17 protein-coding genes are annotated in these 20,384 nt (G+C 46.1%); 9 read left to right on the forward strand and 8 right to left on the reverse strand.

The window, feature by feature from the left end; genetic code table 11:
* Positions 1-105: 105 nt before the first annotated feature.
* The 4 genes from NC997_RS18185 to NC997_RS18200 form a co-directional block, all read right to left on the reverse strand.
* On the reverse strand, positions 106-381 hold the full coding sequence (locus tag NC997_RS18185) for a MoaD/ThiS family protein (RefSeq protein WP_190413133.1): 276 nt from the start codon (positions 379-381) through the stop codon (positions 106-108).
* Positions 382-484: 103 nt separating this feature from the next.
* Positions 485-1,777, reverse strand: a complete 1,293-nt coding sequence (gene thrC / locus NC997_RS18190; RefSeq protein ID WP_190413131.1) for a threonine synthase — start codon at positions 1,775-1,777, stop codon at positions 485-487.
* Between the two features lie 245 nt (positions 1,778-2,022).
* A complete protein-coding gene (locus NC997_RS18195; RefSeq protein ID WP_190413130.1) occupies positions 2,023-2,283 on the reverse strand; it encodes a MoaD/ThiS family protein in 261 nt (86 codons plus the stop codon).
* Positions 2,284-2,315: 32 nt separating this feature from the next.
* Positions 2,316-2,756, reverse strand: a complete 441-nt coding sequence (locus NC997_RS18200; RefSeq protein WP_190438669.1) for a late competence development ComFB family protein — start codon at positions 2,754-2,756, stop codon at positions 2,316-2,318.
* Between the two features lie 295 nt (positions 2,757-3,051).
* Here NC997_RS18200 and NC997_RS18205 point away from each other — a divergent pair, with 295 nt between their 5' ends.
* Together NC997_RS18205 and NC997_RS18210 are read left to right on the forward strand one after the other, a co-directional pair.
* Positions 3,052-4,284 carry an NB-ARC domain-containing protein gene (locus NC997_RS18205; RefSeq protein WP_348257814.1) on the forward strand — a complete coding sequence of 411 codons (1,233 nt, stop codon included), beginning with the start codon at positions 3,052-3,054 and terminating at the stop codon, positions 4,282-4,284.
* Positions 4,285-4,351: 67 nt separating this feature from the next.
* Positions 4,352-6,787, forward strand: coding sequence for a bifunctional serine/threonine-protein kinase/ABC transporter substrate-binding protein (locus NC997_RS18210; protein ID WP_190413119.1), 2,436 nt, complete (start codon positions 4,352-4,354; stop codon positions 6,785-6,787).
* Between the two features lie 335 nt (positions 6,788-7,122).
* Here the strand turns inward: NC997_RS18210 and NC997_RS18215 are convergent, their stop codons facing one another.
* Both NC997_RS18215 and hemW read right to left on the reverse strand, forming a co-directional pair.
* Positions 7,123-7,872 (reverse strand): rhomboid family intramembrane serine protease, encoded by a 750-nt coding sequence (locus tag NC997_RS18215; protein ID WP_190525850.1) that lies wholly within the window; start codon positions 7,870-7,872, stop codon positions 7,123-7,125.
* A gap of 59 nt (positions 7,873-7,931) precedes the next feature.
* Positions 7,932-9,194: a radical SAM family heme chaperone HemW gene (gene hemW / locus NC997_RS18220; RefSeq protein WP_190525852.1), complete on the reverse strand. Its 1,263-nt coding sequence runs from the start codon at positions 9,192-9,194 to the stop codon at positions 7,932-7,934.
* Positions 9,195-9,560: 366 nt separating this feature from the next.
* On the opposite strand from hemW, the gene NC997_RS18225 reads away from it, so the two are divergent.
* Positions 9,561-10,640, forward strand: a complete 1,080-nt coding sequence (locus NC997_RS18225) for a PIN/TRAM domain-containing protein (RefSeq protein WP_190413113.1) — start codon at positions 9,561-9,563, stop codon at positions 10,638-10,640.
* A 150-nt stretch (positions 10,641-10,790) separates the two neighbouring features.
* Here NC997_RS18225 and NC997_RS18230 read toward each other — a convergent pair whose 3' ends face one another.
* Positions 10,791-12,032 (reverse strand): VWA domain-containing protein, encoded by a 1,242-nt coding sequence (locus tag NC997_RS18230; protein WP_190413111.1) that lies wholly within the window; start codon positions 12,030-12,032, stop codon positions 10,791-10,793.
* Between the two features lie 468 nt (positions 12,033-12,500).
* Between NC997_RS18230 and NC997_RS18235 the strand changes: the two genes are divergently transcribed.
* From NC997_RS18235 to NC997_RS18250, 4 genes are all read left to right on the forward strand, one after another.
* A complete protein-coding gene (locus NC997_RS18235; protein ID WP_190413108.1) occupies positions 12,501-13,160 on the forward strand; it encodes an ATP-dependent Clp protease proteolytic subunit in 660 nt (219 codons plus the stop codon).
* 114 nt (positions 13,161-13,274) lie between these two features.
* The gene (locus NC997_RS18240) at positions 13,275-13,871 is read left to right on the forward strand and encodes an ATP-dependent Clp protease proteolytic subunit (protein WP_190413106.1); all 597 of its coding nucleotides are present in this window, start codon (positions 13,275-13,277) and stop codon (positions 13,869-13,871) included.
* A 174-nt stretch (positions 13,872-14,045) separates the two neighbouring features.
* Positions 14,046-14,663 (forward strand): J domain-containing protein, encoded by a 618-nt coding sequence (locus NC997_RS18245; protein ID WP_190413729.1) that lies wholly within the window; start codon positions 14,046-14,048, stop codon positions 14,661-14,663.
* 838 nt (positions 14,664-15,501) lie between these two features.
* The gene (locus tag NC997_RS18250) at positions 15,502-15,708 is read left to right on the forward strand and encodes a hypothetical protein (RefSeq protein ID WP_190413102.1); all 207 of its coding nucleotides are present in this window, start codon (positions 15,502-15,504) and stop codon (positions 15,706-15,708) included.
* A gap of 331 nt (positions 15,709-16,039) precedes the next feature.
* On the opposite strand, the gene NC997_RS18255 is transcribed toward NC997_RS18250, so the two are convergent.
* On the reverse strand, positions 16,040-16,468 hold the full coding sequence (locus NC997_RS18255) for a hypothetical protein (RefSeq protein ID WP_190413100.1): 429 nt from the start codon (positions 16,466-16,468) through the stop codon (positions 16,040-16,042).
* Between the two features lie 1,476 nt (positions 16,469-17,944).
* Here NC997_RS18255 and NC997_RS18260 point away from each other — a divergent pair.
* Positions 17,945-19,720 carry a S8 family peptidase gene (locus tag NC997_RS18260; protein WP_190525922.1) on the forward strand — a complete coding sequence of 592 codons (1,776 nt, stop codon included), beginning with the start codon at positions 17,945-17,947 and terminating at the stop codon, positions 19,718-19,720.
* Entirely contained in the window at positions 19,717-19,947 is a 231-nt protein-coding gene (locus NC997_RS18265; RefSeq protein ID WP_190413096.1) for a hypothetical protein, read from the forward strand. Before NC997_RS18260 ends, NC997_RS18265 begins: the two co-directional genes overlap by 4 nt.
* The last annotated feature ends 437 nt before the right edge of the window (positions 19,948-20,384 follow it).

The raw sequence follows: 20,384 nt of genomic DNA on the forward strand, positions 1-20,384 counted from the left end.
TCCGCAAGTTGGTGATTTTTTTTGAATGTATGCAGCATGGATGAAGGTAGGATTAACAATCTCGATTCGAGATTGAAATCCTTTACTGCTCATCCTAACTTGGAATCAGCCTCCCGCCTGCGCTGCCACAATGCTTACCTCATCACCTTCGCTCAGCGGTGTCTGAGTTCCATCCAAAAAGCGGATGTCTTCGCTGTTGACGTAGAAATTCACAAATCTGCGGGGTTCGCCCTTTTCATCGCACAAACGCACTTTGATGCCAGGATAGCTTTGCTCTAAGGATTCGAGCAGTTCACCAATCGTACTGCCGCTGCCTTCAATGGTGGCTTGATTGTTGGTAAGTTTCTGGAGAGGAGTCGGAACGAGAACTTTGACTGTCATAGTTAAAGATTATTCAGTAGTCATTCATGCGTAGTCACGAGCGATGAGTCATTAGCAACCCCGGAGGAACTAATGACTCATCACAAAAAGCTGATAGCGGTTATTAAACCAGAACTTGCTGCCAGTCGAGGCGTTCGAGTGTCCGAGAGCGCTCTAATGCCCGCTCGAAACTATCCAGCTTCGCCTCAATTGTCAGGGGTTCCCCGATGTATCCTTGCACCGCTTCTTGGGTTTTCAGTCCGTTGCCGGTAATGTAAACAACGGTCGTTTCTTCGGGATCAATTTTACCCGCTTCTACCAATTTTTTCAGCACGGCGATGGTGGTGCCACCAGCGGTTTCGGTAAAGATGCCTTCGGTTTCAGCTAATAGCTTGATGCCTTCAACAATTTCAGTATCGTTGACTGATTCAATGTTACCGCCGGTTTTCTTGGCGACTTCCAGCGCATAAACTCCGTCTGCTGGGTTGCCAATCGCAATTGATTTAGCAATTGTATTCGGCTTCACGGGGGTTACGAAGTCGCGCCCTTCCCGATGAGCTTGGGCAATGGGGGAACAACCTTCAGCTTGGGCACCGCTAAAACGGACGCTCTTATCAGCTACCAGTCCAACGTTGATAAATTCTTGGAATCCTTTGTAGATTTTGGTGAACAGAGAGCCAGATGCCAAAGGAGCGACGATATGATCCGGCAGTTTCCAGCCTAGCTGTTCTGCTACTTCGTAGCCGAGGGTTTTTGAACCTTCCGAGTAGTAGGGACGGAGGTTAATATTGACAAATCCCCAACCTTGGGTATTAGCAACTTCGCAGCAGAGGCGGTTCACTTGGTCGTAGTTGCCCTGAACTGCCATGACGGTGGGACCGTAGATGAGTGTACCTAGAACTTTACCGGCTTCCAGGTCGGCGGGGATGAAGACGCAGCAGTCTAAACCGGCGTAGGCCGCGATCGCTGCTGTAGAATTCGCTAAATTACCCGTACTGGCGCAGGATACCGTCGTAAATCCTAATTCCTGCGCTCTTGTTAAAGCGACCGATACCACCCGATCTTTAAAGCTCAGGGTGGGCATATTGACGGCATCATTTTTAATATAAAGATTTTTAATACCTAGACGGCGAGCTAAGCGATTGGCTTTTACCAGTGGTGTCATGCCAGTTCCCACGTCAATCGGCTTTTCTGTGGCGACGGGCAAGAAGGAACGATAGCGCCAAATTGAGTTAGGCCCTGCCTGAATGCTTTCACGAGTGACGGTGCGGCGCAGAACATCGTAGTCGTAGGTTACTTCCAGCGGGCCAAAACAAAACTCACAGACATGAGTTGCCTTGAGTTCGTATTCGGTGCCGCATTCTTTACACTTCAGTGCCGTAAAGGTTGCCGTTGTTGACTGGGTTGCCTGGGTCATGGGTATTTACACTCTAATCGTCCGTCATCGCTCGGTTGATACTAACACAGGCAAAAATACCCGTCAAATATATCCGACTCTTTTAGTCGGGTTTAAATGTTATTTATGATACAAAATTTAGCCCTCAGTCTGAAGACCGGGGCGATCGCATTCCAAGCTTGCGGTCGCGAATTTAGGAAAAAGAGGGAATTGAAGCGGATTTGGGATGAAAAAACCGAATTTCTGGCGTTTAACTTTTGTCTTTCCTAGCCACCGCTAACAGGGGGAATCAGCACGACTTCATCCCCATCATGCAGAATCGTGTCTGGCTCGACGAATTGAAAATTAACGCCAAAGCGAGTAACTTGACGCCATTTGTCAAGTTCTGGATGTTCGGAAGCAAATTTATCTAATATCGCTGAAACATCTGTATTTGGAGGGATTTTCAGCACCAGTTCCGAAACGCCATAGGCTTCTTGATAGGCAGCGAATAATTTGACGGTAATCGCGATCGCTTCAGTGGACATAGGAACTGATGCTAGAGGTGGCTGGCATTAGATTAGCGCGATCGCCGACCATCTGCTTTATGAATGCCCCCTAATCCAAAAAGCGATCGCACCCAAGAAAGGGAGAAATCGGAGCTTTTGGCTTGTTCAACATCTACATCAGATGCACTCTCTTCGAGGTTTTCGGCGTTTTCTGCGGAAGGGAGAGAATTTACCATGTTCAAGGAATCTTGTTGCACCGCCGCCAATGCTTGACCCACCGCCACGATAATCTGAGGTGCTAACTTAGCTTTAGCCCGTTGCTGTTGTAGATACCATCCTCTGGGACTGGTCGCATACAGGGCTGGCAGACGATTCAGGGCGTAAGCGATCGCATGGGCTGGATTGATATAGTTGACCAACTTTGGCGGTAACTGCTGAAGTTGTCGGTGTACTTCCTGAGCAACTAACAGTTCCATGACATTGCAGTAGGTTAGAACTTGATTCGGTTGCATAATCTTCTTAAAGACTGAGCTGGCGATCTCTGTAAAGAAGGACAGACGTTGTAGAAGGCGATCTCGCGCGTTATCCTCTTAGATTGCCAAAGACGCTTTCGCTTGACAGCTCACTTTTTTGCTGACTCTTTGGCTCAGTTTTCAGCGTACGGCTGCGATCGCTACACCGAAAGGTGAGCCAGAATAAGCGAGAATTGTGGTAAAGAGCTTAACTATGGCGGGGTCTCTCAGAGCATCTGCACGGGGACTAGAAAGCGTTGATAAAGCCCGAAAAAGGAAAGGTTGGACAAAAACAATGACCGTTTCTTGGTGGCAGGGTGCCCTAACGACCCAGGCAACCTTGAAACGGTTTTGGCAGAAAAAACCCATTCACCAAGAGACCTTTATTAATATTTGCCAAGCTGTCGGGATCGGCAACTGGAAGGAAATTGTTGATTCAGGTGCCGTTGAAGAAGCAGAAGCGCGTGAAATGCCCATACTCGATTGGGGTGAAGCGCCTGATGTCTCTGGTTTCTATGGGCGCACAGAAGAACTGGCTGTGCTTGAGAAATGGATTGTCGCTGATAGTTGCCACCTAGTAACGTTGTTCGGCATGGGGGGAATTGGTAAAACAGCGCTATCCGTGATGCTAGCCGAGCAAATTCAGAATGAATTTGATTATTTCATCTGGCGATCGCTCCGTTCTGCCCCATCAGTCGAAGACCTGATCGCAGACTTGCTCCGATGCCTCTCCAACGAGCAATCAACCAATTTACCAAAAGATATTGGTCGCCGAATCTCTCAGCTAATTGAGTCTTTGCGATCTCCCAAAGGAACAAACCCTTCCACAGGTTCCCATCGATGTCTGCTGATTTTGGATGAAGTCGAAACGATTCTAGGTGCTGGTCAAGCAACTGGGTATTATCGAGAAGGGTATGAAGGCTATGGCGAACTATTCAGACGAGTGGGAAGAGAGCGCCACAACAGCTGCTTAATGCTAATCGGTCGAGAGCAACCGAATGAAATTGCATTAATCCAGGGAGAAACTCCAAGCGTTCGTTCATTACTGCTGTCCGATCTCAATGATACAGACGCTTGGCAAATATTTAGAGCCAAAGGTTTGTCAGACGAGAACCACTGGAAAAGTCTTTTTCAAATCTATCGAGGGAATCCCTTAATCTTAAATATTATTGCCAGTTATATAAAAGACTCATTTGCTGGTAAAGTTTCTGATTTCTTAAAGCTAGAAACAATATTTTTAGGCGATATTCATCTAATTTTAGATACTTCCTGGCAACGGCTATCAAATTTTCAAAAAGAAATTATGTTTAAGTTAGCCGCTAATCTCAACCCCAGCTCTATCTTTAAATTAAAAGAAGAAATCAATCTAACGGTTTCGACTTCTGAAATCATGGAAGCGATTCAAGCATTAGAACGTCGTTCGTTGATAGAAAAGCAAATCGAAGGGAATGAAGTTATTTATACCCTTCAGCCAGTTGTGAGAAGGTATGCTAAAAGAAAAATTACTAAGCGAACGGTTGAACAATAAAGTTATTTTCCGAGAGGAAGTTATAATTCTATAACATTCCCACTCAAATCGGGATAGTGTGTTTGCCGTGAGTTATTGCATCAATCCTAACTGCCGCAATTTCAACGAACCTGGTAATCAAAGCACTTGTCCTGACTGTGGCTCTGAAAGTTTAGTAGAAGGGCGCTATCGGGTCATCCAACGTTTGGGCAAAGGAGGCTTTGGTCAAACCTTTGAGGTGGAGGACGTGCGTCGGGAAGGTATAAAAAAAGTCCTAAAAATTTTGCTTACTGATTATGAGAAGGCAATCTGCCTATTCCAGCGGGAAGCCGAAGTTCTAAAGAAGTTGAATCATCAAGGGATTCCCAAAGTAGAGGCAGATGGATACTTCCAGTTATGTCATCTAAAGAGCGAAAAGCCCTTGCACTGCTTGGTGATGGAGAAAATTGAGGGGATCAACTTAAAAGAATGGTTGAGCAGCCGGAACCATCAACCCATCAGCCAAAAGCAAGCGATCGCTTGGTTGAAACAACTGGCAGAAATCTTACAGCAAGTTCATCAAAGCAACTATTTTCACCGGGATATTAAGCCGTCTAACATTATGCTGCGACCTGATAATCAACTGGTGTTGATTGATTTTGGTGCAGTCCGGGAAGCTACGGAAACCTACTTGCACAAATTAGCCGGAAGAGATGGCACAGCAATAATTTCCCACGGCTATACACCCCCAGAACAAGCCGATGGTAGAGCTGTTTCCAAATCTGATTTCTATGCTTTGGGACGCACCTTCGTTCATTTGCTGACAGGCATACATCCCCATGACCTTCCTGAAAACCCTCAAACAGGTCAGTTGAATTGGCGAAACAGTGCCCCACAGATTTCACTAGAGTTGGCAACTTTAATTAATGACCTGATGGCCCCTTTCGCAGGGAATCGACCTGAAAATGCCCAAGAAATTGTGCAACGTTTAGAGGAAATTGAGACGCAAATCAACAATCATCGGCGGACACGATCTCCCGACGACACGCTTACTTTGCTTCCTGAAGGCAATTGTTCAGACGAAGAAGTTACCAGGAGTATCAACTCAGGCAATTTAAGGCTTGTACTCATTTGGGTCGTGAGTGCAATTCTCTTGACAGGACTCGGAATAATTATTTATGCGCTCGTGAAACCGCCGAAGGCTTGTGATTCCAATCTTGCAGACAATGTCAGTTGTGGAGAAGAAGTTTTAGTTCCCAGTTTGAAAGGCGCTCTCAAGCAAAAAGGCGTGCAAAAATTTGCCAGCGGTCAATATGCTGAGGCTGTTGGTTTATTAGAGAAGGCACGGAGCGAACAGCCAAGCGACCCGGAAATTTTGATTTACCTGAATAATGCTCGATTGATGGATAAAAAGGAAAAGGCATACACGATTGCTGTTGCCGCTCCGATAACCAACAATCCAAACAGAGCGTTGGAAATTCTGCGAGGAGCTGCCCAAGTCCAAAATGAAATCAATCAGGGTCAAAGGATTAGTGGTAAAGGGCTGAAAGTAGTCATCGCAGATGATGCCAATAATCCTGCCAAAGCTAAACAAATTGCCGAGTCATTGGTGTTGAAAAAGGACATTTTAGCGGTCATTGGTCACTATGCCAGCGAAGTGACACTGGGAGCGATCGCAATTTATCAACAGCACGGGTTGGTATTAATTTCTCCAGGTAGCACCTCGGAAGACCTCTCAGAGTGGAGCCAAAAGAGCGAACACGTTTTCTTTCGCACTGTACCCAGTAATCGCGTGAATGCCCAGGCTTTGGCTAGCTACATGATCCAAGCCAATCAGCGAACAGCCGCAGTCTTTTACTCTGGCACAAGTAATTACAGCAAATCTATCCGAGATCAATTTCACGTTAGCTTCCCCGCAAGTAGAGGACGGGTAAGAGCAGATTTTGAACTGTGCAAAAAGGACTTCAATGCTGTTGAGGCGATTAACCAAGCACAAGCAAAAGGAGCGACTACGCTGGTCTTCCTTCCGGATGGTCAGACCTGTCCTTTTTCCTTTCAGAATGTCTTAGCGGTGATTAAGGCAAATCAGGGTCGTTATCCGATGGTGGGAGCATGGGCTGTTTACAGTTCTGAGATTCTACAAATCGACCCTAAATATGTAGTCGGTCGCCTAGTAGTAACAGTCCCTTGGCATTCCTTGAGCAGCCCCAATCCAACGTTTCCCAAAGAATCTAAGCAGTTATGGAAAGCGGAAGTGAGTGGGCTGACCGCTACGACTTATGATGCAGCTCGTGCGTTAATAACGGCTTTAGCAAAAAAACCTCAACCGAATCGTTCTGACGTGCGGCAGGCTTTATCGGCTCCCGACTTTCGAGCCAATGGTGCAATGGGGATAATTAGTTTTCGCGGTGGAGATCCCAATGAGCCGATTTTTACATTGGTCAAAGTCGTGCCGTCTAACTGCTCGCTTTATGGTTTTAAGTTTGTACCTGTAGACTATCCCCCAGATAAACTTAAGGAAATAGAGCGCGGTTGCAAAAACTAAACATACTTATCCGAATGCTCTAGCGGATTGTAACAAATCCAGCCTTTTCAACCAGTTATTGACCCCGATCTGTTAGCAGTAACTTGGCGTAAGCTTCCCCAGATCGTTATTCAATTTGTTCGTTTTTTTTAACAATTACTGATAATCGGCGAGTTAGAGGATATTGACCATTCGAGAGTACTACCACTTGTGTAGAGCGTTTAATGTCATTAAGTCTCTATTTGAGTTCGCCATTCATCGTCAAACCTTTAACCTTCCAAAATTTTTACCTAGAGCCGTTTCTCTCAACTGAATTAAGGCTCGCTATATAAATCAACTCTAACAGTTTCTCCCCTCTAATTCTTATGAGTTCTCTGCGCCTCAGGGGTTCGTTTTTTATCGATACTTCTTTTTAACAGCAACACGAGAATGGCACCAATTGCTAATCCTACACCATGTGCCCAATACCCAACGCCCACGGGATTGACGCCACCGGAAATATTTAAGCTACCGATTCCATAAAACATCTGCTGAATAAACCACCAGAATAGATAAAACAAAGCTGGCAGTTCAATGGGGATAAACACAATTACCAGGGGCAAAATGGTATCAATTTTTGACTGAGGAAAACTCAGAAAATAGGCTCCGAGGACAGATGCGATCGCGCCATTTGCTCCAATTAAGGGCATCGTCAAAGTAGAGTCCAACCAAACTTGTACGATGCCCGTCAAAATGCCGCCCAGCAAGTAAAGTAGCAGAAACCACCGATGTCCGAGAAGATTCTCCACACTCTTGCCAAAAACAAATAAGAATAGGAGATTCCCTAAAATTTGACCAAAGCTGCTGTGAAGAAACATCGCCCAAAACAGGGAAGCAGAAAACATCAGCAAGGCAACCCACGCGGCTGGATTTTCTCCACTGAGAGCATCTGAAATCACCGCACTAATTCGGGCCGGAACGATCCCCCAGTGTTGGATAAAGGCGCTCAGCTTACCTGCAAGCTCTAGTTTTAGCTCCCACAGAAACAAAGCAACATTGATTCCGATCAGGGCGTAATTAACAATCGGTTTGCTGCGACTGGGGATGTTATCAGCAATAGGAATCATGAAGGTTTTAGATTTTAGATTTTGGACGAATCATCAATCCACACGCTATGCCCTCAAACTTATCCTAGTTCGCTAAACAAATCCGCCAAAATTACATTAGAAAATAAAAAACCTTCCGGATCGGTTAATCTCAATCGTCCCTTTGGTGGGAGTTTCTGGGCGTCAAGTGCGATCGCTTCCCCGCTTTCGCCAACAATTTCTACCCAACCTTGCTGGTAGTAGGATTGCAAACACGTCCAAATTTGTTGCAGCGTCTGTTTGCCAAACTGTTCGGATAAGGTTGATAAACTAAGGCCCTCTGCTAGACGCAAGCCCAGCATCAATGTTTCCAACAATACTTCAGATGTCAATGTTTGAGGACAATCCCAGACGCCACCTGCTTTGACTATCTGTTGCACCCATTCGTAATATTCCCGTGTTTTGCGGGGACGGGTGAACCGGCACCCTTGCAAATGACTGGCGGCACCCATGCCAAAGGCATAGTAGGGGCGATTTTCCCAGTAAACTCGATTGTGGCGGCATTGATGACCGGGTTTGGCATAATTAGAAATCTCATAATGCTCATAACCGGCACTGGTGAGAACTTGCTGCGCTAGTCGGTACATCTCGGCAGCCATTTCATCGGTGGGAAGCGGTTTGGCACCGGGTTGATATTGACGCCCAAAGGCAGTAACGGGTTCGACTTGGAGATCGTAGATTGAAATATGAGTGGGCGCGATCGCTACTGCGGTTTCTAGAGATTCCTGCCACTGTTCCAACGTCTGATGCGGCAACCCAGAAATCAAATCCAAGCTGAATTCGGGAACCCCCACTTTGCGAACTAGCTCCACAGCTGCAAAGATATCAGAGACACCATGCGATCGCCCGCACACTTGCAATAGTTCTGGCTGAAACGCCTGTACCCCCAGACTGATTCGATTCACTCCAACTGAGCGGTAGCCTTGAAGTTGTTGCGAGTCAAAGGTGCCAGGGTCCATCTCCATCGAAATTTCAGCATCGGTGGCAATACCAAAACCAGCATCAAGTTGAGTCAAAATTTGCTTGAGTTGTTGCACCGATAACAACGAAGGAGTACCACCTCCAAAAAAAACTGTTTTTAGGGAATTTCCTTGTACTGGTGTAACTTCAATTTCTTGGCACAATACCTCAACATACTGCTCAATTGTGCCAGAGTTCTTACCAGTCTTGCGATCCCCTACCACAGACACTGGAAAATCACAGTAAAAGCACCGGCGTCTACAAAATGGAATGTGGAGATAAGCAGAGCTGGGGATACCCAAATTAATATTTTTTGCGTCCGGGATTAAATAATTTAAGACCATATTTGTATCAATACTCAATATAGCGATGAAATCTTTAAATGTTTGATTAACAGTTGTTACTTTACTGAATTGTTGTCAGGTGTTTTCTTCTCTTAGCAAGAATACGTCAAGCCTATACCCCCTCTTGTTTCCTGCCTTTTAGAAGCGACATGATTGGCTAATTTTTCAGAATTGTTCTTTTAATAAATAAAGAGGTGGCTTCATAAAAATAGCTCAAATTGGATTAAATGCTGGTGCTAAATCAATGGTCATCCGCAAGAGTGAAGTCAATAACACAAAAGATATAATAAAACAAATGTAAATTTGTATCAGTTCTTGAGAGCCGCTTTCAGGAATTGAAGCAATCATCCCAAATAACTGGAAACCATGCTTGACGCAATCATTATTATTTTATTCATCCTAGCAGCGGCGGGAATCGGGTTCGACGCGATTGAATTACTGCCTAGCGGTGCCCTACATCAAGTCAGCAATCAGGACGCTTTACGCTGGGTCTTCGCCGGGTTTGCCGCCCTGGTTGGGGGCGCTGCCGGTTTGCTCGTGCAGACGACCTATCGACGCTTGGAAAAGAGAGTCCGGGAAATGCCGATCGAGGTCATTTTGACCAGAGCTGTCGGTTTGGTGATTGGCTTATTAGTTGCCAACTTGATGCTGGCACCCGTTTTCTTACTACCAATGCCCTTCGATTTTGCTTTTATTAAGCCTCTTGTTGCCATTTTAGGCAGTGTCATGTTTTCCTACTTGGGAGTGACTTTAGCGGATACCCACGGTCGTTCCTTCTTGAGGCTGATTAGTCCCCACAGCGTGGAAACGATGTTGGTGGCAGAAGGAACCCTCAAACCTGCCTCGACCAAGGTTTTAGACACCAGCTGCATCATCGATGGTCGCATTGAAGAACTGCTAAACACTGGCTTTATCGAAGGTCAAATCCTCGTACCCCAGTTTGTCTTGCAGGAACTGCAACAACTGGCAGATGGTTCCAACGATCTGAAGCGAGTTCGGGGACGGCGAGGGCTAGATATCCTGAACCAGATGAAGGATGCTTACTCAGAACGGATTGTAATCCACTCCGCCGATTACGATGAAATTCCCAAGGTGGATGCGAAGTTAGTCCGGTTGACGCAAGAAATCAACGGCACTTTGCTCACCAACGACTACAACTTGAGTAAGGTTGCTACTTTGCAGAAAGTGCCGGTGCTGAATATTAACGATTTGGCTCAGGCAATTCGGGCAATTTATCTGCCTGGTGATAGCTTGGATATCAAAATTATCAAGGGTGGCAAGGAACCAGCTCAGGGCGTCGGCTACCTGGATGATGGCACAATGGTGGTTGTGGAAGACGGGCGCGACTACATGGGTGGTGAAATCCGAGTGGTTGTAACCAGTGCCTTGCAGACTTCGGCGGGGCGAATGATTTTTGCTCGCCCTCAAGCGTCTGTTGTGGCTTGAGTAGCTTGAAGTGGCGATCGCCACTGGTGGCACCTAGAAAGCCCACAAGCACCACTCTTAAAATCTCACCGCCAAGAAAGTACGCAGAGGTAAATTGCTTCCTCTGCGTACCTTTGCGTTAACCTTGGCGTACCTTTGCGTTAAAAAAGCCTACTCCTGCAAAATAGTTTTAGAGACGATCCGTGTCTTCTTCCTATCTGCTTCCGAAAGTTCTTCACCTGATTGCAAGCGAGTAGCACTGGTTTGGAGAACCGTCGCGCCTCCCTTGTCTCCCATTTGCAGGGCGGTTTTGGCGGCAGTTTGTAACATCGTCGCTGCACCCACGCGATCGCCTTGCTGCAATTTCGCCTCTGCTAACTGAGTTTGTCGGTATTTCGCCAACGCCAAAATAGACTGTTGCACCTGAGGATTGGGTGCGGGTTGGTAACTCCGGACAACATTCGCCTCAACTAAAACTTGTTGAGAAATTAGCCCCATTTTATCCTGGGCAGGATCGTCGTAACGGACTTGCACCTGGGCGATCGCTTGACGCCCTTCCGCTAGCTGGCTGACGTAAAGATTCGCCAAAATGATTCGCGGCACATCTTTCATCAAGTCTCCCAGACGTACCGTATAGCGATCGCCTTCTTGTTGCACCGGCAGTTCAATGGTATCTGGAGCAACTTGGGCGATGGGTTTGAGTTCCGCTAACCGTACCTTCGGCATTAACGAAATTGATAAGTAGGCATTTGTCAACCCCACCGCAGAGATTCGATTAAACAAGCGTCCAAACTCATTGACTGCCTGTTCGGGACGCTCAATATAGGACAGCGTACCGCCACCCGCATCAGCAATTTTTTCCAAAACATCCTGGTTCCAATGAGCGCCAAATCCCAATGTATTCAACGTCAGGTTGTAGCCAGTCGCCACTTGGGCAAATTTCAGACAGCGGTTGTTGTCGCCATGCTCATTTTCGCCATCTGTTAACAGAAAAGCTTGAGAAACCGTTTCCTTTTTGCCCTTCGCCAGTTCTTCAATTCCCAGTTTTAAACCCTCATCAATCGCCGTACCCCCATCTGCACTGAGCCGATTAATCTGTTTCTTAATATTTTCTGGGTTGTCAATGACTTGGTTGGGGACAAGCACTTTGGCTTTGTGATCGAAGGCGACAACCGAGATGCGATCGCCCGGTGTAAGACGATCCACCAGACCGATCGCTGCCTGTTTCACCGTTTCCAGGGGGCGTCCATTCATCGAGCCACTGTGGTCGAGAATTATGCATAAATTGAGCGGGGCACGATCTTCAAGATCCCCAGCGATCGCAGAAATAGAAATTTCTAGTTGACGCTGGCTACTCGTTTGAGTCGCGTCAATATTCATATCATTCAAAGCAGGCTGTAAACCAACTCTCATAGCACGCTCATTCCTGGCAGAACAAGAAGGGATCGGAGTAACCACAAGACTAAACGCTGACGCTCCGGAAAGGGAACCATAAAATTACCCCAACCGCGACCGGGCTTATTTTCTACAATAGCTTGCAGCCCAACACGGCGGAAGCAGCCAGCCAAAAGATCGCAATTCTTTGCAGAGGAAAACGCGATCGCTGGGGTGGATTTCACCCATCACCTTTCGCAAAAACCGATACTTAAACTCAGGTTTCTCTGTTTAAAAACCCAAAAATTAGAAGCGTTTAAGACCCATTTTCCGGCGTCCCCTCCCAAAAAGCCCGCTGACAGGCGCTAAAGCGACATCAAGCCACCCTCAACCTGACTAAAAGCGGTAAGGGGAGTAAAACTGCTAGAATCCAGTCAGTACGGTGGGGCACACCGGAATTAATGTCAAATTAAAGATAGCACCACTATTGCAGCTTTCCGATACGCCATGAACTCACCCATCCAGGCTGTTCAAGCTCCCTACGGCGGCGATAGCTTCTACCGAACACCGCCACCAGACTTACCCTCCCTGATCTTAAAGGAGCGGATTGTCTATCTGGGAACGCCCTTGGTGCCAGAGGTAACGAAACTAATCATCGCCCAACTGCTGTTTTTGCAGTACGAAGATCCAGAAAAACCGATCAAAATCTACATCAATTCCACCGGCACCTCGCGTTACGACGGCGAACCTGTTGGCTTTGAAACCGAAGCCTTCGCCATCTGCGACACGATGAACTACATCAAGCCGCCCATTCATACCATCTGTATCGGTTCGGCAATGGGAATGGCGGCAATGCTACTCTCTGCTGGGACTAAAGGCTATCGCGCTAGCCTGCGCCATGCCACGATTATCCTGAACCAGACTAAGAGCTACGCTCGCGGTCAGGCGACGGATATTCAAATCCGAGCCAAAGAAGTGCTGGCTAATAAGACAACGATGCTGGATATCCTATCGCGCAATACAGGTCAGACCCCTGAAAAAATTGCCAAGGATATGGATCGACTCTTCTATATGACTCCGGAGCAAGCTGTGGAATATGGCTTGATCGATCGGGTTCTAGAGTCCAAATCAGATTTACCAACACCACTTCCCGCTGGTGTCATCTGAAGAATTAAAAATTAAAAATTAAAAATGAAGACTATTCAAATTTTTAATTTTTAATTTTGCATTTTTAATTCTTTGGATACGAATTTTCACTTTTTACGAACGGAGTTCTACATTATGCCTATTGGCTACCCTAGAGTTCCCTACCGGATGCCAGGGGGACAATATACCGAGTGGATTAACATCTACGATCGCCTTTACCGGGAACGGATTATTTTCATGGGCGAAGATGTTGATGATGAAATGGCTAACCAGATAATTGCCGTGATGCTTTATCTGGATTCGGAAGATCCGGGCAAGGACATCTATCTCTATATCAACTCTCCGGGTGGCGTAGTCACTTCTGGCATGGCGATTTATGACACCATGCAGCACATCAAATCAGATGTGGTGACAATTTGTGTAGGCTTAGCGGCATCAATGGGTTCGTTCCTGCTGACCGCTGGGACAAAAGGTAAGCGTCTCGCTTTGCCTCACTCGCGGATTATGATTCACCAACCTTCTGGTGGTACGCGGGGACAAGCCACAGACATTGAGATTGAAGCGAGAGAGATTCTACGGATTCGTCGCCAGCTGAATGAGATTTATTCTCACCGGACGGGTCAGCCTATTGAGAAAATTGAGAAGGACATGGACCGTGACTTTTTCATGTCTGCTCAAGAAGCGAAGGAATACGGTCTAATTGACCGCGTTATCGAAGAACGTCCGAAGTAATGAGTGATTAGCTGTTAGCTGTTAGCTGCTTGACGGGTGGGTAGTCGCAATTGTAAACTTGGGCTTCCAACAAGATTCTCAGAAGCTAATAGCTAACCGCTAAAAGCGAAGGGCTAGAAATAAACTCCCGACTATCAACAAAGATTAAAGCCTAATCGATAGATGATTCCTCTGATGAACCTCGCAGATTGTTACCGGGTGTTGGGGTTAAGATCAGGGGCATCTTTTGCAGAAATTAAAGCGTCTTACCGACGTTTGGCACGGCAGTATCATCCCGACGCAAATCCTGGCGATCGCCAAACGCAAGATAAATTTATAGAGTTGACGGAGGCTTACAAGTTCCTCCTCAGTGTAGTAGATAAGTCTGAGACGGTTGAGAAAGTATCCAATCCAGAACAGACTGCTGCACCGCCTCCTCAACCTTCCGTCACGAAGGTGACTCGCAAAGAGACGCCCAAAGAAACGCCCGTTCAAAAACTCCCAGACTTGTCGATAACTGAGCAACAGCTGAAGTGGAGTTCTTATCAGCAGTTGCAGCAGTTGCTGAAAAATCGCCGATTTCCCCGCGCGATCGCCCTCATCGAAGGACTCGCCCAACGTCTGCCAGAAGATCCAGAAGTGCGTCAGTGGCAAGCGATCGCTTATCAACGTTGGGGGCGTCAGCTGATCGCTGAAAAGCAACTCGAAAAGGCAAGAATTTATCTAAAAAAAGCCCTGAAAACCGACCCCCACAATCGCTCTCTCTGGGCAGAAGTGGAACGGGATTTTCGCCGTTTAGAGCAGATTTTTTAGCTTTACTTCGCTGCAACCAAATATCTTCAATTGGGTTCTGCTTGGGATTCTTTGGGAGCAAAGCGAATGCAAGTGATTTTCGAGTTGGACTCCTCGAAGCCTTGATTAACCGACTCCAAGGACTCTCTCACCGCTTGTGAGCCATGATAGATAGGTGGCTCCATCTCAAATCAGGGCAATGGGACTGTTGGGACCTTTGTCTAGGAGATACTTGAGAAAAGCAATCATGCCCTCAGAATTGCCTGCCTCAGCTGCTTGAATCAGTTACAAGGATATTGCACGCGAGAGTAAGCACCGCTATATAAAGCGACTCCTATAGCAGTCGTATTTGAGTTGTGATGATGCTAACGGTTCAGATCGCCGACTTCTTAGCGGGGATCTCGCCTTCAGGAACAATTTAGGATTGGCATAACAGATAATTTATTAAATAAATATTAATTGTGAAAATCGTTACTCTAGACGCATTTTCGCCCTAGCCCCTCTTAAAAACGGAACCTGAAATCTGGCTGTCTCTACCAAAAATGTAGGTTAACGAGATTCAGATTTTCTTTATAAATGTCCTCTCCCCCATCAATAACCGTTTGTTTGGGAAGGGAAGGATTTTATCCAGTGCCTATAACGCTTGACAGCAGATTGTTTTGAGCAATGTTGCAATTGCTTAATCTATGGATAGTTGACGCTCGTATTTATGTTAAGCAGCTTCATAACTTTTTATGATGAAATGCAATGTTTTAAGTGGATATCGTACAAGTTATAGCTCATTGTAAAAATCAGATCGCATACTTTATAAAGACAGAGAAATTTTGCTTTTGAAATGGTTCCTCAAAGGAAATACTTTATGCAACCCTTAAATTCACCAGTTTCAGCCTGTCGCTATTGTCAATTTTATAATCCGATGGGACGACGTGGTGGCTGTTGTCAAACTCTTGGCGTAACCGTTCAAAGTGGATGGCAAGGTTGTCAACTGGGAATTCCTCGGTTTAAAATTCCCTACGAATGTTCCCAAGAAGATTCGCAGAAACGAGTTGAAGCAATTGTAATTTAAAATACAACAGAAAAGAGGAATCTGAAACAGTCTGAAAGTTAGAAAGCCAATTTTTTTTATTTCTCCTTTAATAGCACGCTTCTGTTTGACGGGTTGCCGGAAACTGAAAAAGCAATTTTCTCAATAAGAATCTATGCATTGCAACCCGTCTATAATGGCAAGCCCATGAAAGGAGTTCTTCAATCGTTTAGTTTTTCCCTTTTAAATAGTGCGATCGCTGATTAACCCGTTAATACGGGTTTTTTTGGGTATTATTCCGTACATCGGATAAATGAGCGATCGCTTTTCGATACAAGTCCAAAACCCGCCTTGCCTCTTTGTCTGAAAATCGTTACACTTTCCCCTCTGCCAAGTTTTGTAATTCCTGCTGTAGAAAATTTCCCCATTCCGCTGCAAGAGGAATTTCAGTAAAGGGGATTTTCACAGAAGCGGCTGGTGCAAAGACAAATTCCAGCGAAGCGACACGACCTTTACTGGGCAGTGCTTCTAAATCAACGGGCTTGTCATCTACTAGCAGCCGAATCGCTTTAACATCCTTTAAGGAAAACGTTTGCACCTCCACTGGACCTTTGCGCGTCGGTTTTCCCCAGGTTAAAGTGCTGTCATTTTGAGCCAACACTGCATAGATATCGTACTTAGATCGCTCAAACTGCTGTGCCCAGACGCGATAAGCTTCAACTTTTTGATACTCATTCCAGCCTTGCCAAGCCAGCCAGATAAACGCTGCCAGTAGGGGCAGCCACAACAGACCTCTTTCCATTGTCGGATTTTCGCTCTTTAACTATTCTGATATCTTGCAGCCTAACAGACGATTGCATCTATCCTTGGTTAGCTCCCCTTCGGCTATCTGCTAAGTATAAATACTGGCTCTAGATTTGCCTAAAACCGTCGAAAGGTTTCTCCAGAAGCTTCCCGATGAGAGTAAATTGCCCAAAGGCTTGAATAAGGCTTTACCAATACTTACCAATACCAACCAAGTCCGCCCAGCTCTTTGAGAGGCGCTTCGCGCTTCGGAAACTCAATTTAGCCTGCCTCACTGGCTTTGTTTCGATAAAAGCTCTCACAACTTCCGCCCCTTTGTCCTGAACGAGGCATTACGCATAAGTCCCGGCTTGTTGTCTTCCTGATGCTTCTCCCGTACAGATGCGCCCTTGGGTTCTCAGTTTGAGGGTGAAGTATTCGTGCCTTTTACAAGTCACTTCAACCCAAATCTTTCTGCGCCAATGCTTTACCCCTACATGATTTCAACAGAGGCGGGTAATGCATCGTTCTTCTGAAGAGGGGTAAAAGGGTTGGTGTAGCCGCAACTACAAGTATCGGTAGGTATTTTGGCGCTCATTACGCTGCACCCAGTTTCTAGCTGCGATCGAGATCACAAAGCTGGAAACAGCCAGTCACATTTGGTGAGCCAATCCCATCACTCAAACTTGGGGATTTCAAGCAAATATTTGCAGCAATAATGTCACATTTCACTATAGGTTTTTATCACTAGAGAATCTTAATAAAACCTTCACAATTAAAAACATCGAATTCAACAAACTAAGATGCAATCTCACATTTATCTACCTCAAGTCATTATCGAACAAGTGATTTATCAAATATTTACTATTAGTCGAATTTTTCGTATGGCTCAACCAAAGTTGATGTTAACGTTATCCTCTAAATATTTAATTAATATAAGATTTTAATTGAAAATTATTTGATGTTATTCAGTTTACAGCACTGAATAATAGATCTGATTTAAAAAAATAATTTCATCATAATTATTTCAAAACGATAAAAATTTTATGAGTCATCTACTACTAAAAGCTACAGGAATATTCATCTTTATATTTGGGTTACAACTGCTCAATATTCAATTGAACTTTAGCGTCAGAACTCCCAATAATACTACACAAAATCAAACCTACAAACCCCCAAATCTAGGATTCTCGGACGATAATAGTCAAGGCGCAGGAACCCGCTAACGACAAGAGAATGCCTCCCTCACCTCAAACTGAGTATTAAATAGACGCTCATCGGCTGAAAACCCACAAGTCCTTCAGTAAGAGTAAAAATAGGGTTCTTTCGCTTCAAGAGAACTTTTGCCACAAGCAGCCTGATTCGTATCGCTTATTACTGCAAACGAGCGGTATTACTCCAACAAACAAAAATTAATAACTAAAAACTAAATACACCACGGGGCAGATGCATGAGTTATCGTGGGGAGAAACTGGCGCTCACAAGACGGGTGAATATGAGAAAGCTTTTGATAGCGTGCTTGTTTTTATTGGGGGTAGGTTTTGCCCTGTTTAACTTCAAAGGACTGGCAGCACAAGGTGAGTTTGACTCGATTGTGCTGGATTTCCGCGAAGACGTACCAGCAGAGGTGGTGCAAGAACAGGTGCGATCGCTTGGCGCTCAGTATAACAGCGAATTTTCCGAGTCAGATCAGTTGTATATCATTAAAGGCGATCGCAACCTGCTGAAAACTCTAAAAAAATCGCCTTTAGCCAAAAAAACCGAATATATTGAACCGAATTATGTCTACAAAGCTCTGGAAGTCCCCAACGACCCAGAGTACAGCAAACAGTGGAACCTACGGAGTATCAACGTAGAATCTGCTTGGGACGAAACCAAAGGCGCAGGGATGACAGTTGCCGTCATTGACACCGGCATCAGTCGCGTTCCTGACCTGAAAGATACCAAGTTTGTCCAAGGCTACGACTTTGTTAACAACCGAGACCAAGCAGACGACGACAACGGGCACGGCACCCACGTTGGCGGTACTGTTGCCCAAGCCACCAATAATGGCTATGGCGTCGCGGGTATTGCTTACGAAGCCAGCCTTATGCCTTTGAAAGTGTTGAGTGCAGAAGGCGGCGGCACCGTTGCCGATATTGCTGAAGCCATCAAATTTGCTGCCGATAACGGTGCTGATGTCATTAACATGAGCTTGGGCGGTGGTGGCGAAAGTCAGGTAATGCAAGAAGCGATTGATTATGCCTACAACAAAGGCGTCGTCATCGTAGCCGCAGCAGGAAACTCTAATGAGAATTCTGCCTCCTACCCAGCTCGATATCCCCACGTTATCGGTGTTTCAGCAATTGATTCTGCCGGTGAAAAAGCCTTTTACTCCAGCTATGGTGCTGGTGTGGATATCTCAGCCCCTGGTGGTGCAATCACCGAAGAAAATCCATCGGGTGGGATTCTGCAAGAGACCATTAGTTATGACGAAAACGGGAAGCTCATCCCCACTTTTGCTGCCTTCCAAGGCACCAGTATGGCGTCTCCCCACGTTGCCGGTGTCGCCGCTTTAGTGAAAGCCTCTGGCGTAACCGAACCGGAGGAAGTATTGGGTGTCCTCAAAAAGTCGGCACGGGTAATTTCAGATGACGCTCTCAACTACTTTGGTGCCGGTCATCTCGATGCTTCTGCGGCTGTAAAACTGGCGGTACGCGGGCAAATTACCTTCCGCGACTTCTTCCGCTGGTTGCGCGATAATGGCTATCTCAATCCTCGCTTCTGGATTGATGGCGGTGCGGTGGCACTGTTACCTAAGATTGCGATGGTATTAGGTTCTTATGTCCTTGCCTGGTTCTTGCGGAATTATTTCCCCTTTGGCTGGAGTTGGTCGCTAACCAGCGGTTTAGTTGCCGGGAGTTCTGGATTATTCTTCCTGCGCGGCTTCTATATTTTCGATCTTCCTCAGTGGCCTTTCCGGATGATGGGCAGTTCGATTCCCGAACTGGGCAATACGATTCAAGGCAGTGGTTTATTGAATCCCATCTTCGCCAGCGTGTTGATTCCTTTTGCATTAATCGCCTTGCTACTGGGACACCGCAGTTGGAAGTGGTTTGCGATCGGCTCGACCTTGGGCGTGGCATCCTGTTTATTAGTGAGTGCCGTAGCAGATCCGGCGATGTTGTGGTTAGGTCATGGCGCGATCGCTAGGCTATTCCTAATTACTAATGCCCTCCTGTGTATCGGACTCGCCTATTTATCCAGCAAAGGAGAAGGGCAAACAGCATGAGCATCAGCGTAGAAGGCACTATCGAACGCAAGGGGCTTGGTCCAGGCACCTGGGCGCTAGTCACACAAGAGGGTGAAACCTACGAACTCCACAAAGCTCCAGAAGATTTACGCAAATCGGGACTCAAAGTGAAAGTCAAAGGTGAGGTGCGAAAGGACGTGATGACCTTCGCGATGATTGGCCCAGTTCTAGAAGTTAAATCTTTTGAGGAAGTCAGTTCGGATTAGCCATGAGCGCTTAGCGGTTGGTCATTCGTTAACAGCGAATGAGCGATCGCTAATCTGCCTTCTGCTTCTTGTTATTTCTAGCACAGTGGCTCTCCCATCGCGGGGTTGAGGGATGGAAATGCCAAGCAACTTGTGTCAGTTCCCCCCTAACCCGCCTTTGAAGCCGGGAGAAATCCAGAAAGTCTTACACCGCCTAACGAACCGAAAAAAAAATCCCCGGCTCAAACCGGTGAGCCAGGGGATGTCAATCAGGGTGCATCTACCAATCTACTCTTCTAAAGGATTCCTCAACTATCCGGATTAAGTTGGGGTAAATTTAACGATTAAATTAGAATAAATAGAAATTTTCTCTCCCTTTCCCGGAATCCATCAACGGCATCAGCGTTCAAGAAAACGAAACTGCCCTTCATGGAAACTTTAAGTAACTTGAATCTATC

The sequence above is a fragment of the Trichocoleus sp. DQ-A2 genome (assembly GCF_039961915.1).
GTDB lineage: Bacteria > Cyanobacteriota > Cyanobacteriia > Cyanobacteriales > FACHB-T130 > FACHB-T130.

Coding starts and splice junctions, on each gene's coding strand:
- NC997_RS18185 (WP_190413133.1), bottom strand. CDS start 381: ATGACAGTCAAAGTTCTCGTTCCGACTCCTCTCCAGAAACTTACCAAC.
- thrC (WP_190413131.1), bottom strand. CDS start 1,777: ATGACCCAGGCAACCCAGTCAACAACGGCAACCTTTACGGCACTGAAG.
- NC997_RS18195 (WP_190413130.1), bottom strand. CDS start 2,283: ATGTCCACTGAAGCGATCGCGATTACCGTCAAATTATTCGCTGCCTAT.
- NC997_RS18200 (WP_190438669.1), bottom strand. CDS start 2,756: ATGCAACCGAATCAAGTTCTAACCTACTGCAATGTCATGGAACTGTTA.
- NC997_RS18205 (WP_348257814.1), top strand. CDS start 3,052: ATGACCGTTTCTTGGTGGCAGGGTGCCCTAACGACCCAGGCAACCTTG.
- NC997_RS18215 (WP_190525850.1), bottom strand. CDS start 7,872: ATGATTCCTATTGCTGATAACATCCCCAGTCGCAGCAAACCGATTGTT.
- hemW (WP_190525852.1), bottom strand. CDS start 9,194: ATGGTCTTAAATTATTTAATCCCGGACGCAAAAAATATTAATTTGGGT.
- NC997_RS18225 (WP_190413113.1), top strand. CDS start 9,561: ATGCTTGACGCAATCATTATTATTTTATTCATCCTAGCAGCGGCGGGA.
- NC997_RS18230 (WP_190413111.1), bottom strand. CDS start 12,032: ATGAGAGTTGGTTTACAGCCTGCTTTGAATGATATGAATATTGACGCG.
- NC997_RS18235 (WP_190413108.1), top strand. CDS start 12,501: ATGAACTCACCCATCCAGGCTGTTCAAGCTCCCTACGGCGGCGATAGC.
- NC997_RS18240 (WP_190413106.1), top strand. CDS start 13,275: ATGCCTATTGGCTACCCTAGAGTTCCCTACCGGATGCCAGGGGGACAA.
- NC997_RS18245 (WP_190413729.1), top strand. CDS start 14,046: ATGAACCTCGCAGATTGTTACCGGGTGTTGGGGTTAAGATCAGGGGCA.
- NC997_RS18250 (WP_190413102.1), top strand. CDS start 15,502: ATGCAACCCTTAAATTCACCAGTTTCAGCCTGTCGCTATTGTCAATTT.
- NC997_RS18255 (WP_190413100.1), bottom strand. CDS start 16,468: ATGGAAAGAGGTCTGTTGTGGCTGCCCCTACTGGCAGCGTTTATCTGG.
- NC997_RS18260 (WP_190525922.1), top strand. CDS start 17,945: ATGAGAAAGCTTTTGATAGCGTGCTTGTTTTTATTGGGGGTAGGTTTT.
- NC997_RS18265 (WP_190413096.1), top strand. CDS start 19,717: ATGAGCATCAGCGTAGAAGGCACTATCGAACGCAAGGGGCTTGGTCCA.